We start from the raw sequence: 14,405 nt of genomic DNA on the forward strand, positions 1-14,405 counted from the left end.
AGCCTTACTTTTTTTTCATGCGCACTGCACGCCGTTACCTTGCCAAAGAAATCTATCGGTCCAGCATCGTTGTTTTGCTGGCTCTGCTAGGCCTGTTTACATTCTTCGCGCTTATTGAAGAACTGGACAACGTCGGCACCAAGCTCACATTGCTCGACCTGTTCTATCTTCAGGCCTTGCAAATGCCAACCCGGTTATACGAGCTTTTACCGATTGGATTGTTAATCGGCGCCATTCTCGCGCTGGCCAGTCTGGCTCAACGCAATGAACTTGTCATCTTGCGGGTATCAGGGGTCAGCGGTATGAAGTTGCTGCGTATGCTCTGGATTATCACCATCCCGTGGGTCGTAGCCGCATTTTTCCTTTCCGAGATCGTCACCCCCGCCGCGGAAATCAAAGCCAGCGAAGCCACCTTACAGCTCATGGGGCGCGCTGGTGGCGGACGGTTAAACAGTGGCTACTGGTTCAAGGAAGAAGCGCCAAACCAGGGCACCCGGATTATCAATATTTCCGAACTCAAACCCAATGGTGGTGTGGCCGGCATTACCCTGTACGAATTCTACGAAGGTCAGGAACTGGTCCGCTTCTCACAAGCCAAGCAAGGCTATTTTCAGAATGGCTCGCTTGTAATGGAAGAGGTCGCCGAAACGCAAATTAGCGAAAACGCCATGAGTGCGCTGGATGACGCAACCGCACCCGAACAACCCTTAACCACGCTGGAAACAGTTCCTGAACGCACGATCACGACCAGCTTGACGCCGGAACGCCTGATCGCCCGTATCCTGACCCCGGAACGCATGTCAATTGCCGTACTGAATGATTATATTGCCTACCTTGAAGCCAACAATCTTCAAACCGACCGCCAAATCGTTGCACTGTGGCGCAAGCTTGCCTACCCTTTCACGCTTTTGGTCATGATCACCATTGCCGCTCCAATCGGATTTATGCAAACACGGCGAGGCGGGGTCGGCGGCAAAGTGTTTATTGGCATTTTGCTCGGCGTCGGCTTTTTCATGGTGAACCAGCTTGCCCTGAATGTGGGCATGCTAAGCCGCTGGTCTCCGTGGGTAACGGCGTTGGTTCCCAATATTGCCGCCCTGCTGCTGGCATTGGCGACGCTTATCTACATGGAAAACAAACATCAGGTCCAGCGCTTTGTGCGCACACGTGGACCATGGAATAAATCGGCAACATGAGTCTCACCCCCGCTTCCCCCCTTGCGCCCCCAACCTGGGTCATCGGCGATATTCAAGGATGCTGTTCGGCCCTGGACCAATTACTTGAACACCCGGCAGTCGTTGCCGACAACGGCGCACGCTTCTGGTTCGCCGGCGACATTGTAAATCGCGGCCCGCGCTCACTTGATACCGTACGTCGTATTATGGGCATGGGCAACAAGGCCGTCACCGTTTTGGGCAATCACGACCTGAACTTGCTTGCAGTCGCCGCGGGCGTGCGCAAACCTGGAAAATCCGACACCATCGCCGACATTCTCGGGGCGCCCGACGCCGACGAGATTATTGAATGGCTGCGTCATCGACCGATGGCCCACTATGAACAAAACCATTTGCTTGTTCATGCGGGCGTACTGGCACCATGGACGCTAAAACAAACCATGGCATTGGCTGCCGAAGTGGAACATGCGTTGCAGTCCAGACATTGGCGGCAACACCTTGAAAAAATGTATGGCAACGAGCCCGATCGCTGGCGCGACGGCCTTGGGCCAAACAAACGTCTGCGTATTGTGATTAACGCACTCACGCGCATACGCATGTGTGACGTTAAAGGGCGCATGGATTTATCATATAAAAACGCGCCGGGCAGCGAAGCACCCGACTACCTGATGCCTTGGTTCGATGTTCCCGACCGGGCCACACAAAACACAACCATTGTCTTTGGCCATTGGTCTACGCTCGGGCTCATGATTCGCCCGGACGCAATTTGCCTGGATACAGGATGCGTTTGGGGCGGCAAACTGACAGCACTGCGTTTAAGTGATCGCAAACTGGTTCAGATTGACTGCATCAGCCACCAAACACCAGGCTCCGCTTAAAGCCACAGCCGGCCGTGCTCAGCTTGATCTCATTAAGCGGCCAAAGGTTCCTCTTGGGCCGCAGGCTCCAAGTCTCGCATCACAGCCGAGCGAATTTGCTCCCGCACATAATCGGCAACCTTTGCACGCCCGCCTTCATATTGTTCAACCGGGACAGGCGGCATGAACTCGACCTCGACCATCGCACCGGTTGTACCTAATAAAACCCATAAATTGTGAAGCAGGCTTTCATTGCCCACGAAAGCCAGATAATCGCTACGACGGCCTTTGTGAAAGAATCGCAAGGCAACAGGTTGGATCGTAATACCGGCCCGAACCGGTGGCTCAAACAAACTGCTATGAAAGGGCAAAACGTCAAAACCTCGGCTGGTTGTCCCCTCCGCGAATAGCCCGATCACCATGTTATGGTCAAACAACTTTTGCATATCGGTGCCTACCTGACGCACCGAGTTTCGTTGACTGCGATTCACAAAAATTGTGCCAACCTTGGCAACCAGCCAGCCAATAACCGGCCAATCACGGATTTCACTTTTGGCGATAAATGCGACACACCGCACACTGGCCAACACATAAATATCGATCCAGGAAACATGGTTGGCCACCCAAAGCGCCGAACCTTGAAGTGTTGGCTTGCCCAGGACGTTTATTTTTACGCCGCACAAAAACATCAGGGCTCTGGACCAATGATGATTCATCGCATTGCGCACTTCCACCGAAACGAATGGATAAATCAGTGCAACGCAAACCAGACATGAAATAAGCCAGATTAAAACCAGCGGAAACCGGATCGAAAACAGAATCAAACGCAAAACGACCTCTTATTCAAGCGAACCCAGCGCATCAAGATAGCGCTGCAAGATAACTGCGGCAGCCATGGCGTCGTCGGGGGCATGACTACCCAGCAAATCTTGCGCCTCAAGGCTGGAACCCCTCTCATCAACCAACTGCACATCAATACCAAAGCGCCCATTCAACTGATTGGCAAACCGCCTGCAAGCTCGCGACGCCTCTTGTTCCAAACCGTCAATTGTAAGCGGCAAACCAACAACCAGTTGATCCGGCTGCCACTCTTTAAGCAAAGCGGCAACCTGATTGAAACGCTCAACCCGTGTTTTTGGAAACAATATCGTGAGCGGACGGGCCTGGCGGGTGAGGCTGTTGCCGACCGCCACGCCAATCTTCTTCTGCCCAAAATCAAATGCCAGCAAAACCTTGTCAGGCATGCCCCGCTACACCCGTAAGCATCGACGAGTGAATTCCCAAGGCGCCCAGCGCGGCTTCGTAACGCCCCTCGTAAGGCATATCGAAAATAATCGATGGGGCGGCCTCGACATTCAACCAGGCATTCTGGGCAAGTTCGCTTTCAAGCTGGCCGGTGCCCCAACCTGCATAACCCAAGGTCACCAAAAACTGTTCAGGCCCTTCACCTTTGGCGATGTCTTCAAGTACATCGCGCGAAGTCGTGAGCTGGAAATCGCCCAAATCGATGGTTGACGCATAGGTTTTATTGCCTGCCGTGTGCAAGACAAAACCACGGTCGGTATGCACCGGCCCACCGTGATAAACAGCCTGTGCTGCAACCGCTTCGACGCCGGGTTCCACTTGCAGATCAAGCCGCTCCAGCATGTCGGCCACCGTAATATCGCTGGGTCGGTTCACAATCAAGCCCAACGCGCCTTCCGTGTTGTGTTCACATAAAAACACCACACTGTGCGCCCACTCACCCATATCCATGCCTGGCATTGCCAGCAGGAATTGTTTGGACAAGTCGACGCTCAGTTCATTATTAAGTTGTATCGATGCCATGACTCGCCCTCCTGGACAGTTTAAAGTTCCATCATTACGTTTAGACTTCCATCATTTCAAAATCTTCCTTACGCGCCCCACATTCGGGACAGACCCAGTTGGGCGGAACATCTTCCCAACGCGTGCCCGGCGCAATCCCCTCTTCAGGCAACCCAGCCTCCTCATCATATATCCAACCGCAGATTAGGCACATCCATGTACGCATAACTTTTGTTACTCACTGAAAATTTCGTTTGGTCCACCAACAAGCGGAACCGTTCCTATAGAATGGGGTCAATTTTACTTATCGCAATAGTAAAGCGTTTTTTGATTCGTGTTTGAAACCTCGCCCCCTCTCGTCCTTCTGTACGGCCCCTTCGACCCAAGCGGGTCGGGTTGCCTGCCCGCCGATGCTATTACCTGTAGCACGCTCGGTGCGCACGCGCTTAGTACGGTAACTGCACTGCACGTACAAGACACCGCCAACATCGAGGAGATTCACGCCATTACGGCGGAACTCATTGATGACCAGGCGCGTTGCCTTCTGGAAGACATGCATGTGCAAGCCATCAAAGCAGGTCCACTGTACACCACTGACTCAGTGCGCGTATTGGCCCAGATAGCCGCCGACTATCCCAATGTGCCTCTGTTACTGCAGTTACATACCGCTCCGCAGGCATTGCAAAGTGACGATTTCGACCCCGACGAAGCCATTAACGCCACATTTGAGCTTTTATTACCCCAAGCCGACTTGATACTGGTCGACAACAGTGTATTGACACAATGGGTTGCCGATGGCCTGCTACCCCGTCGTAGCACGACACCCGCCAAAACACTTATGCAATTTGGAGCAAAATGGGTACTCACCACCGGCACTGAGTTACGCCCGGGACAACGAGCTTATGTTTTGCACGGCCCGGAGCAAACTTTAATTAACTGGCCCTGGACACCCCCCACTTCCCGGGTCAGCCATCAGAATGGTCCGCTCGCCTGCGCACTGACCGTTGAACTTGCCCGCGGTCGCGCAGTACCCGACGCAACGGAATCGGCACTAAAATTGGCACTGCCATTAACCGGCCGCGCATTCCGGCCTGGTATGGGTGCACAAATTTTTAATCGCTCGACACCATGACATCTCGCTTGAAATTCCCCCGCGGCTTGTACGGCATAACGCCCGAATGGACGGATTTTGAAAAACTTGTGGACGCGGTTGAACAGGCCGCAGAAGGCGGCATGACCGCTTTACAATGGCGACAAAAGTCCTTAACAGGGCATGAGGCAGTCGACAAAGCCGGCCGCCTACGCGAAATATGCAAACGCCAAGGCGTCGTTTTTATCGCGAACGACAGCATTGAACTGGCCTTGGCTGTAGATGCAGACGGCGTTCATTTAGGCCGCGAAGACGGCGACCCCGGAACTGCCCGAGAACGCGTCGGCCCGGGAAAGCTTATCGGCGCATCGTGCTACAACGAGCTTGCGCGCGCGCAACAAGCTCTGAACATGGGAGTCGATTACGTTGCCTTCGGCGCTGTATACCCTTCAAGCGTAAAGCCCCATGCCGTCAAGGCCGACCTTGATCTCTTTCAACAAACCCGTGCCGCAATGGCAGCAATGCCGGGACCACACCCCGGCATTGTCGCCATCGGCGGAATCACCCCCGAAAATGCGCTGCCACTGGTTCGGGCAGGCGCCACCAGCGTTGCCGTGATCAACGGCCTTTTCGAAGCAAACGACATCCGCGCACAGGCGCAACGTTTCAACCACGCTTTCGAAGCCTAATAGCCGGGCTTATACTTTACCTTCTATCTCTTTTGTCGTAACTATCCACCTTTTATTCACTATGTCCCGTAATACCGAACTATTCGATCGTGCCTGCAAAACCATTCCAGGTGGCGTCAACTCACCTGTTCGCGCTTTTCGTTCCGTAGGAGGCGTGCCACGCTTCATCAAACGCGCGCAAGGCCCCTATATTTGGGATGCAGAGAACACACAATATATCGACTATGTGGGTTCATGGGGCCCAGCCATTCTGGGTCATGCTCACCCTGAGGTTATTGAGGCAGTTCAACGGGCCGCCGTAGACGGACTTTCTTTCGGGGCGCCTTCCGAAGGGGAAATCGACATCGCCGAAGCAATTGCCGCGCGTCTGCCATCAATTGAAAAGGTCCGTTTGGTCAGTTCAGGCACTGAAGCCACCATGAGCGCCATCCGGCTTGCCCGAGGCTACACCGGGCGTTCAAAAATCATCAAATTTGAAGGTTGTTACCACGGCCACGCCGACAGCCTGTTAGTGAAAGCCGGGTCGGGCATGCTCACTTTCGGCAATCCCACTTCAGCCGGCGTTCCCAAAGAGTTCGTTCAACACACCATCGTCCTTGATTTCAACCAGCCTGAAGCTGTGCGGGCCGCGTTCGAGCAACAAGGCAACGACATTGCCTGCATTATTGTGGAACCCATTGCCGGCAACATGAATCTCGTGAAGCCCGATGCCGGATTCCTGGAAACGTTACGCGAGCTTTGCACACAACACGGTGCATTATTGATTTTTGATGAAGTCATGACCGGTTTTCGCGTGGGCCCACAAGGTGTGCAAGGCTTAACCGGAGTTACTCCCGATATCACCACCCTGGCAAAAGTCATCGGCGGCGGGATGCCGGTGGGTGCTTTCGGAGGCCGGGCCGATATCATGGACTGCGTGGCACCACTGGGGCCGGTGTATCAGGCAGGAACGCTGTCGGGCAACCCGGTTGCCGTCGCCGCGGGGCTGGTTACGCTCAAGCTCTTGTCAGAGCCGGGGTTCTACGACAAGCTCGAACAACAAACACGCAAGCTCACACAAGGGTTAAGCGAACACGCCCAGGCAGCGGGGATTCCATTCAGTGCCGACTTCGTCGGCGGCATGTTCGGCTTGTATTTCCGCGACGGCATCCCACGCAGTTTCGACGAAGTGTCAAGCTGCAATATCGACCAGTTCAAGCAATTCTTTCACGGCATGCTCGAACAAGGCGTTTACTTTGCGCCTTCGGCGTTCGAGGCCGGGTTTGTTTCATCGACCCATACTGACGAGGTCATTGAACAAACCCTGGCAGCCGCGAAAAAGGTTTTTGCAACGCTTTAACAAACCGGAGGTCAGGCCGACGGCGCAGGAGCAACCGCCGTTACCTCGATCTCCACGCGTGCACGGTCTTCAATAAGCGCCGCCACCTCGAAAGCGGTCATGGCAGGGAAATGACGCCCAATAACCGCACGATACTGTTTGCCAATTTCGCGTAGCTGCGATGTATATTCTTTTTTGTCGACCACATACCAGGTCATGCGGGTAATGTGCTCTGGGCCGGCGCCCCCTTCCTTCAGCACATCAACAATATTGCGCAAGGTTTGCCCGACCTGCTCCGCCAGGTTGTCCGTTTCGAACTCCTGCTGCGCATTCCAGCCGATTTGGCCGCCCACAAAAATAATACGGCTACCCACCTGCACTTCAGCCATTGTGCCGTTTGCATAACCTTTGGGTTCCGCCCAATTGGGAGGTTGAAGAATTTTCATATTTGCCTCGTAAAAATCAATGAATAAACCGATTCAGCCCTTCTGACCCTGCTCTTTCTGGCGCAATACAAAGCGCTGAAGCTTGCCGGTTTCAGTACGGGGCAATGTTTTAACGAACTCGATTGCACGCGGATATTTATAGGGTGCAATTTGGTTCTTAACGTGATCCTGCAATGTTTTAACCATGGCATCGTTCGCTTCGAAGCCCGGTTTCAGCACAATAAAAGCTTTAACGATATTGCCGCGATCGGGATCAGGCTGGCCGATAACGCCGCATTCGGCCACCGCTTCATGAGCCAGCAAGGCGTCTTCCACTTCCGGCCCGGCAATGTTGTACCCGGCGGAAATAATCATGTCGTCGTTGCGCGCCTGGTAAAAGAAGTAGCCGTCGTCATCCATCTTGAAGGTATCGCCGGGCAAATTCCAGCCATTCTGAACAAACTTCATTTGGCGTTCATCATTCAGATAACGGCAACCCGTTGGGCCTTTGACGGCCAAACGCCCCACCTCACCCGGAGGCAAAGGTTTGAAATCGTCGTCGACCACCTGCGCGACGTAACCCGGTACGACCCGACCAATGGCACCACGACGCACCTCTTCAGGCGGGCTGGACACAAACACGTGAATCATTTCCGTGCCGCCAATGCCATCGATCATTTCAATGCCGCTTGCCTCTTTCCAAAGCTGGCGCGTTGCGTCGGGCAAAGCCTCGCCGGCCGATACCGTTTTCTTCAAAGTGGCCAGAGAAAAACGGCCAACCAGCGGCGCCATTTGGCGGTAGAACGTGGGCGCCGTAAATGTCATGGTGACACCAAAATCGTCGACCGTTTTAAGCAATTCTTCCGGCGTAAGCTTTTCAATGAGTACCGTTGACCCACCGACCCGTAGCGGAAAGCACAGCATGCCGCCCAATCCAAAGGTGAAGGCCAGAGGTGGTGTACCGGTAATAATGTCGTCGGCGTGTGTTCTTAAAGTATGCTTGGAGAACGTGTCACACATGGCCAGCACGTCGCGATGGAAATGCATGCAACCTTTAGGTTTGCCGGTTGTGCCGCTGGTGAATGCAATCAGGCAGACGTCATCAACGGCCGTATCACATGCCACATACGTTTCAGATTTGGTTTTCACCAACGATTCCAGTGAATCGGCACTGTCGTCGCAGAAGTACCGAACCTCTTTCAACTGCGGGCAGTATGCAGGGTGGTTGCTGTCGAGGCAATGTTCCACCTCGTCACCTAAGCGCTTATCGCATAACACGGCTGTGATTTCAGCTTTTTCAACAATAGGCTTCAGTTCACTGGCGCGCAACAGCGGCATGGTAGGCACTACCACCAGCCCGGCTTTAACCACGGCAAGCCAAGAGGCCGCCATCATGGGGTTGTTCGGGCCGCGTAATAACACGCGGTTGCCCGGCACCAGTTTCATATCGTCGATAAGAACCTGCGCTATTTGATTGGTTAAGACCATGAGTTCTTTGTATGTCATGGTTTTTTTGTTGTCGCCCTCGCGCCAGCGCAGGGCAACACGGTCTCCACGCCCTTCATTCACATGGACATCAACCAACTCGACGGCACAATTCAAACGCGCCGGATAAGCAACATCAGGATTGCCGTCGAGCAACAATTCCGGCCACTGCTCAAGCGGTGGCAAATTGTCTCGGGCAAAGGTGTCCTTATGAGCAGACCGTTCCATTTATCTCTCCTTCGGCTTAACTGTTTTTGAGTAATTCGCGAGCAATAATCAATTTCTGTACTTCGGTTGCCCCTTCGTAAATACGTAGTGCACGAATTTCCCGATAAAGTTTTTCAACCGGCTCGCCGGATTTAACACCCAAGCCACCGAACATTTGTAAGGCGCGATCAATAACACGCTGAGCCGATTCGGTTGCCGCCATTTTGGCCATGGCCGCTTCACGCGTCGTGCGCTGTTTTTGTACATCGCGCATCCAGGCGGCACGGTATGTGAGCAAAGCCGCTGCGTCGATTTCCATGGCCATATCACCGAGCGCCGCTTGAGTTAACTGCAGATCACCCAATGTTTGACCGAACATTTTGCGTGATTTGGCACGAGCCAAACCTTCCTGCAATGCTCTGCGTGCAAAGCCCAGTGCCGCGGCCGCCACCGACGCCCGGAAAATGTCCAGCGTCATCATGGCGATTTTGAACCCTTGGCCACCTTCACCCAAACGCTGACTGACCGGCACCCGACAGTTATCGAAATGCAAACGCGCCAACGGATGCGGTGCGATCACATCGATTCGTTCTGCAATATTCAACCCCGGTGTGTCGGCATCCACTACAAAGCCCGTAATGCCTCGCGCGCCCGGGGCCTCGCCTGTGCGTACAAACACGCAGTAGAAATCGGCAATGCCCCCATTCGATATCCAGGTTTTTTCACCATTCAACACATAATGGTCGCCATCCAGCACAGCCTCGCAACTCATTGCCGCGACATCCGACCCGGCATCGGGCTCAGAAAGGGCAAAAGCCGCAATCGCATCGCCACTGGCCACGCGGGGCAAATATTTTTCGCGCAACGCGTCGCTGCCGGCAATGGAAATAGCGCCGCTACCCAGGCCTTGCATGGCAAACGCAAAGTCAGCCAACCCTTCGTGGCGGGCCAAGGTTTCACGCACGATACATAACGCACGGGAATCTATTTCCGGCCAACGTCCGCCCCAGCGACCATCAGGCCCTTGAGGAACCGCTACGTTGAGCCACCCACCGTGTCCCAGCGCTTTCACCAACTGCCGACAGGCCTCATCGGTATCGTGGTGATCGATGTGGGCCAGGTGTTCGGCACACCATTGGTCAAGCTCACGCGCAAACGGCGGGTGACGCTCATCAAAAAACGGCCAGTCGAGCCAGCTGAAGTCTGTCATTTAATCACCTTCGAACACGGGTTTTTGCTTGGCAACAAACGCATGATAGGCACGATGGAAGTCTTGTGTCTGCATGCAGATTGCCTGTGCCTGGGCTTCGGCTTCAATCGCCTCATCAACACCCATCGACCACTCTTGATGCAGCGCTTTTTTCGTCATGGAATGCGCAAAGGTGGGGCCATCGGCCAGGCGACGCGCCAGATCTTGGGCCGCACCCAAAACCTCTTCAGACGCATGCAGGCTATTAAAGAAACCCCAGTTAAGGCCTTCCTGCCCAGACATGGAACGACCGGTATACAGCAGCTCTGAAGCGCGGCCCTGACCAATAACGCGGGGCAACAACGCGCAAGCCCCCATATCGGCGCCGGCCAAGCCTACGCGGGTAAACAAAAAGGCCGTTTTGGTTTGCTCGGTGGCCAAACGCATGTCGGAAGCCAGGGCCACAACCGCGCCTGCTCCGGCACATACACCATCGACCGCCGCAATAATCGGTTGCGGGCAATTGCGCATGGCTTTGACCAAATCACCCGTCATGCGGGTGAAATCCAGCAGTTGGGGCATGGTCATTTTGGTCAGCGGGCCAATAATTTCGTGTACATCGCCCCCCGAGCAAAAATTCCCGCCCGAGCCGGTGACCACAACAATTTTAATGTCGCTTGCATAAACCAACTTGCGGAACAAATCACGCAACTCTGCATACGACTCAAACGTAAGTGGATTCTTGCGTTCGGGACGATTCAAGGAAATAGTGGCAACTTTGCCATCGTCGGACACGGACCACAAAAAGTTCTTGGGCTGGTATCCCGCCATGGGGCCCTTGTGATGTTCCATTGTGTGTTCAGTACTCATAGATTTCTCCAGGTTCCGGTGCGCGCTTAGCCCACCATCACTTCCCCCCCGTCTACGGGGATCGATTGTCCGTTAACAGCGCCGGCACCCGACTGACATAACCAGGCCACGGCATCGGCTACTTCCTCGGGCTGCACCAGGCGCCCCTGGGGATTTGACTCCGCCAGTTTGGCACGCGCCTGGTCGAGCGTCATGCCGGTTTTTTCCATAATGTTATCGAGCGCGTCGCGCACCAAATCGGTTTCCGTGTAACCCGGGCACACGGCGTTCACCGTAATGCCTTTCCGGGCAACTTCAAGCGCCAAGGAACGGGTTAAACCCACAACCCCATGTTTGGCTGCGCAGTAAGCCGATACATAAGCATAGCCTTGCAACCCGGCAGTACTGGCAACATTCACAATACGGCCCCACCTCTTGGCGAGCATATCGGGCAAAGCCGCCTGGATACAATGAAACGTGCCGGTTAAGTTCACCGACAACATACTGTGCCAGGCCTCTTGCGTCATGCGATCAAACCGCTCACTGACGGCCTGACCTGCATTGTTCACCAGGATGTCGATCGGGCCGAATTGGTCGCGGGCTTTGGCAAAAGCGGCCTCAACGTTCTGCGCACTGCCCACGTCGCCGGCAACGAAGCCTACCTCACCCAGCGGCTTAAGCTGTTGTGCGGCTTGCTCCAACGCCTGCACGTTGCGCCCCATTAAGGTCACGCGGCAGCCTTGTTGCAAGAGGCGCTGGGCCACGATTAAACCGATACCGCGTGCGGCGCCGGTTACTAAGGCATGGCGTGCTTGTGTCATCACAATTAACCTCCGATGGATTTTGCGTAAGCAGCGGCCCGCTCAAAGTTGGTTTCCAACTGACGCTTGGCAGGGAAGTACTGTTTGGGCCACGTTACGTCTTGATAGCCAATTTTTGCCGACTCACGCAATGTCCAGGCGGCATCCGCCAGATGCGGGCGCGCCAAAGCACACAGATCGGCACGACCGGACGCAATAATACTGTTCACGTGGTCGGCCTCGAAAATGGCCCCCACTGCAATGGTGGCCACCTCGGCTTCATTGCGTACCCGATCGGAAAATGGCGTTTGATACATGCGGCCATAGACCGGCTGCTCTTCTTTGGATACTTGCCCGGAAGAACAGTCGACCAAGTCAACACCGGCCGCCTTGAAGCGACGCGCAATTTCAATGGCATCGTCGGGCGTAATCCCGCCTTCCACCCAATCGTGAGCAGAGATACGTACCGACATTGGCAAGCTTTCGGGCCAAACCTTGCGTACCGCTTCAAAAACTTCAAGCGGGTAGCGCAAACGGTTATCCAACGAGCCGCCGTATTCATCAGTACGCACGTTTGTAATAGGCGAGATAAAGCTTGAAAGTAGATAGCCGTGAGCGCAGTGCAGTTCCAGCCAGTCGAAACCAGCTTCAACTGCACGACGGGTCGCCGCTACAAACTGCTCCTTCACTTCATCCATTTGAGCGCGCGTCATTTCCTGCGGAACTTGCGACACACCTTCGATGTACGGAATGGGAGAAGCCGAAACAATAGGCCAATTGCCGGAATCGAGCGGTAAATCGGTGCCTTCCCAACTTACCTTGGTAGACGCTTTACGGCCGGCGTGACCAATTTGCAATCCAATTTTGGCGTCGGTGTTCTGATGGACGAAGTCAACAATACGTTTAAACGCCGCACCTTGCTCATCCGTCCATAGCCCCGGGCATCCCGGAGTGATGCGTGCTTCCGGCGAAACGCAGGTCATTTCCACCATCACCATGCCTGCGCCGCCCATGGCGCGAGAGCCCAGGTGAACCAAATGGAAGTCACCCGGTACACCGTCAACGCAAGAATACATCGCCATCGGCGACATAACGATACGATTCTTCAAGGTCACGCTGCGCGCCGTAAACGGTGTATGCATAGGGGGAACCGGGCGCTCGCCCTGCTCTTTCACACCTGAATGTGTTGCCAACCAGCGCTCAAAACCTTCAAGCCACTTCGGATCGCGCAAACGCAAATTCTCATGCGAAATACGCTGCGAGCGAGTCAGCATGGAGTAGACAAACTGCTCGGGCTCGAAGTTGGCATAGCGCGCCACATTCTCGAACCATTCCGTAGAATTGCGTGCTGCGTTCTGGATCTTCAGAACCTCAACGCTACGCACTTCCTGATAGTGTTGCAAACCCTCTTCAACGTTGTAGTTCTTGGCCATCAGGCACCGGTTCAATTCAATCGCGTCTTCCAGAGCCAGCTTGGTACCCGAGCCAATTGAGAAGTGCGCCGTATGGGCCGCATCGCCCATCAGTACGACCGGTACTTTACGACCGCTGGGTAAGGGTTGGTAATGCACCCAGGTATCACAAATAACGCGGGGGAATTGAATCCAGATAGCCGAACCGCGCAAGTGTGACGCATTGCTGATCAGCTTATTGCCATCGAGCCAGGGGGCGAAGATTTTTTCGCAAAAAGCGATGCCGTCTTCCTGACTCATTTTGTCGATACCGTGCGCTTTCCAGGTTTCGTCCAGTGTTTCCACAATAAAGGTCGACATCCCTGGCTCGAACCGATACGCATGCGCCTGAAACCAGCCGTGTTCGGTTTTTACAAACGCAAAGGTAAAGGCATCAAATGTTTTTTCGGTACCCAACCATACGAAACGACACTTGCGCACATCGATGTCGGGCTTGAATGTATCCTCGTAACGAGTCCGAATTTTGCTGTTTAAGCCATCGGACGCAATGACGAGATCGGCGTTGTATTTTTCGGCGATCTCCTGGTCGTCGGATACATCGGTTTCAAACACCAGTTTGACGCCCACTTCTTCACAGCGTTCTTGAAGAATATTCAGCAGCTTTTTACGACCAATGCCAATAAAACCGTGGCCGCTATTGCGAATACTTTTGCCTTTGTAATGCGTTTCAATATCGTCCCAGTGGTTGAATGCCAGGGCAATTTTCTCGGCCGAGACCGGATCCGCTTCGCGCAGGTTCTCCAGCGTTGCGTCTGAAAACACAACGCCCCAGCCAAACGTGTCATACGGTCGATTGCGCTCGATAATGGTAATTTCGTGGCTTGGGTCACTGAGCTTCATCAGCAAACCAAAATACAAGCCGGCGGGACCTCCGCCAATACAAACGATATTCATGAGCGTTCTCCGAAAAGGCTGAATATTTACTTTAGGCTTAAACTATATACATAAAAAAAAGCAGATGCAAGATTTTTTTAAATGCGTCAACGACTTAAGCGGGGCAAAGAAAATGCCCCAAAATGAAACTTTAAGATTAAACTATGTTC

15 protein-coding genes are annotated in these 14,405 nt (G+C 54.0%); 5 read left to right on the forward strand and 10 right to left on the reverse strand.

Going from position 1 to position 14,405, the window contains the following annotated elements; all coding sequences use genetic code 11:
• Positions 1–17: 17 nt before the first annotated feature.
• A complete protein-coding gene (gene lptG, locus CJO09_RS04445; protein ID WP_119441382.1) occupies positions 18–1,196 on the forward strand; it encodes an LPS export ABC transporter permease LptG in 1,179 nt (392 codons plus the stop codon).
• A complete protein-coding gene (locus CJO09_RS04450) occupies positions 1,193–2,053 on the forward strand; it encodes a symmetrical bis(5'-nucleosyl)-tetraphosphatase (protein ID WP_119441230.1) in 861 nt (286 codons plus the stop codon). The genes lptG and CJO09_RS04450 overlap by 4 nt, the downstream gene beginning before the upstream one ends.
• Positions 2,054–2,085: 32 nt before the next feature.
• Here CJO09_RS04450 and CJO09_RS04455 read toward each other — a convergent pair whose 3' ends face one another.
• From CJO09_RS04455 to CJO09_RS04470, 4 genes are read right to left on the reverse strand one after another with little or no spacing between them, the layout of a single operon-like run.
• On the reverse strand, positions 2,086–2,862 hold the full coding sequence (locus tag CJO09_RS04455) for a lysophospholipid acyltransferase family protein (RefSeq protein WP_119441231.1): 777 nt from the start codon (positions 2,860–2,862) through the stop codon (positions 2,086–2,088).
• A gap of 9 nt (positions 2,863–2,871) precedes the next feature.
• On the reverse strand, positions 2,872–3,276 hold the full coding sequence (ruvX, locus tag CJO09_RS04460; protein WP_119441232.1) for a Holliday junction resolvase RuvX: 405 nt from the start codon (positions 3,274–3,276) through the stop codon (positions 2,872–2,874).
• Positions 3,269–3,859 carry a YqgE/AlgH family protein gene (locus tag CJO09_RS04465; RefSeq protein ID WP_119441233.1) on the reverse strand — a complete coding sequence of 197 codons (591 nt, stop codon included), beginning with the start codon at positions 3,857–3,859 and terminating at the stop codon, positions 3,269–3,271. The genes ruvX and CJO09_RS04465 overlap by 8 nt, the downstream gene beginning before the upstream one ends.
• A gap of 40 nt (positions 3,860–3,899) precedes the next feature.
• Complete coding sequence (locus tag CJO09_RS04470) at positions 3,900–4,064, reverse strand: rubredoxin (protein WP_114421268.1); 165 nt, start codon at positions 4,062–4,064, stop codon at positions 3,900–3,902.
• A 108-nt stretch (positions 4,065–4,172) separates the two neighbouring features.
• Between CJO09_RS04470 and thiD the strand changes: the two genes are divergently transcribed.
• The 3 genes from thiD to hemL all read left to right on the forward strand — a co-directional run bounded on the left by thiD (position 4,173) and on the right by hemL (position 6,956).
• The gene (gene thiD, locus CJO09_RS04475) at positions 4,173–4,970 is read left to right on the forward strand and encodes a bifunctional hydroxymethylpyrimidine kinase/phosphomethylpyrimidine kinase (protein WP_119441234.1); all 798 of its coding nucleotides are present in this window, start codon (positions 4,173–4,175) and stop codon (positions 4,968–4,970) included.
• Entirely contained in the window at positions 4,967–5,617 is a 651-nt protein-coding gene (gene thiE, locus CJO09_RS04480) for a thiamine phosphate synthase (protein WP_119441235.1), read from the forward strand. Before thiD ends, thiE begins: the two co-directional genes overlap by 4 nt.
• Positions 5,618–5,678: 61 nt before the next feature.
• A complete protein-coding gene (gene hemL, locus CJO09_RS04485) occupies positions 5,679–6,956 on the forward strand; it encodes a glutamate-1-semialdehyde 2,1-aminomutase (protein WP_119441236.1) in 1,278 nt (425 codons plus the stop codon).
• A gap of 11 nt (positions 6,957–6,967) precedes the next feature.
• On the opposite strand, the gene CJO09_RS04490 is transcribed toward hemL, so the two are convergent.
• From CJO09_RS04490 to CJO09_RS04515, 6 genes are read right to left on the reverse strand one after another with little or no spacing between them, the layout of a single operon-like run.
• Complete coding sequence (locus CJO09_RS04490; RefSeq protein WP_119441237.1) at positions 6,968–7,381, reverse strand: RidA family protein; 414 nt, start codon at positions 7,379–7,381, stop codon at positions 6,968–6,970.
• A 33-nt stretch (positions 7,382–7,414) separates the two neighbouring features.
• Positions 7,415–9,073 carry an AMP-binding protein gene (locus CJO09_RS04495; protein ID WP_119441238.1) on the reverse strand — a complete coding sequence of 553 codons (1,659 nt, stop codon included), beginning with the start codon at positions 9,071–9,073 and terminating at the stop codon, positions 7,415–7,417.
• A gap of 16 nt (positions 9,074–9,089) precedes the next feature.
• Entirely contained in the window at positions 9,090–10,262 is a 1,173-nt protein-coding gene (locus CJO09_RS04500; protein WP_119441239.1) for an acyl-CoA dehydrogenase family protein, read from the reverse strand.
• Positions 10,263–11,111, reverse strand: a complete 849-nt coding sequence (locus CJO09_RS04505; protein WP_114421274.1) for an enoyl-CoA hydratase family protein — start codon at positions 11,109–11,111, stop codon at positions 10,263–10,265.
• Positions 11,112–11,137: 26 nt separating this feature from the next.
• Entirely contained in the window at positions 11,138–11,911 is a 774-nt protein-coding gene (locus CJO09_RS04510; RefSeq protein ID WP_119441240.1) for an SDR family NAD(P)-dependent oxidoreductase, read from the reverse strand.
• A 5-nt stretch (positions 11,912–11,916) separates the two neighbouring features.
• A complete protein-coding gene (locus tag CJO09_RS04515; protein ID WP_119441241.1) occupies positions 11,917–14,256 on the reverse strand; it encodes a bifunctional salicylyl-CoA 5-hydroxylase/oxidoreductase in 2,340 nt (779 codons plus the stop codon).
• Positions 14,257–14,405 lie beyond the last annotated feature (149 nt).

This window comes from Neopusillimonas maritima, assembly GCF_003576595.1.
GTDB lineage: Bacteria > Pseudomonadota > Gammaproteobacteria > Burkholderiales > Burkholderiaceae_B > Neopusillimonas > Neopusillimonas maritima.

Bases quoted from the DNA above. Each gene is read 5' to 3' on its own strand.
- lptG (WP_119441382.1), top strand. From the start codon at position 18: ATGCGCACTGCACGCCGTTACCTTGCCAAAGAAATCTATCGGTCCAGC.
- CJO09_RS04450 (WP_119441230.1), top strand. From the start codon at position 1,193: ATGAGTCTCACCCCCGCTTCCCCCCTTGCGCCCCCAACCTGGGTCATC.
- ruvX (WP_119441232.1), bottom strand. From the start codon at position 3,276: ATGCCTGACAAGGTTTTGCTGGCATTTGATTTTGGGCAGAAGAAGATT.
- CJO09_RS04465 (WP_119441233.1), bottom strand. From the start codon at position 3,859: ATGGCATCGATACAACTTAATAATGAACTGAGCGTCGACTTGTCCAAA.
- CJO09_RS04470 (WP_114421268.1), bottom strand. From the start codon at position 4,064: ATGCGTACATGGATGTGCCTAATCTGCGGTTGGATATATGATGAGGAG.
- thiE (WP_119441235.1), top strand. From the start codon at position 4,967: ATGACATCTCGCTTGAAATTCCCCCGCGGCTTGTACGGCATAACGCCC.
- hemL (WP_119441236.1), top strand. From the start codon at position 5,679: ATGTCCCGTAATACCGAACTATTCGATCGTGCCTGCAAAACCATTCCA.
- CJO09_RS04490 (WP_119441237.1), bottom strand. From the start codon at position 7,381: ATGAAAATTCTTCAACCTCCCAATTGGGCGGAACCCAAAGGTTATGCA.
- CJO09_RS04495 (WP_119441238.1), bottom strand. From the start codon at position 9,073: ATGGAACGGTCTGCTCATAAGGACACCTTTGCCCGAGACAATTTGCCA.
- CJO09_RS04500 (WP_119441239.1), bottom strand. From the start codon at position 10,262: ATGACAGACTTCAGCTGGCTCGACTGGCCGTTTTTTGATGAGCGTCAC.
- CJO09_RS04505 (WP_114421274.1), bottom strand. From the start codon at position 11,111: ATGAGTACTGAACACACAATGGAACATCACAAGGGCCCCATGGCGGGA.
- CJO09_RS04510 (WP_119441240.1), bottom strand. From the start codon at position 11,911: ATGACACAAGCACGCCATGCCTTAGTAACCGGCGCCGCACGCGGTATC.
- CJO09_RS04515 (WP_119441241.1), bottom strand. From the start codon at position 14,256: ATGAATATCGTTTGTATTGGCGGAGGTCCCGCCGGCTTGTATTTTGGT.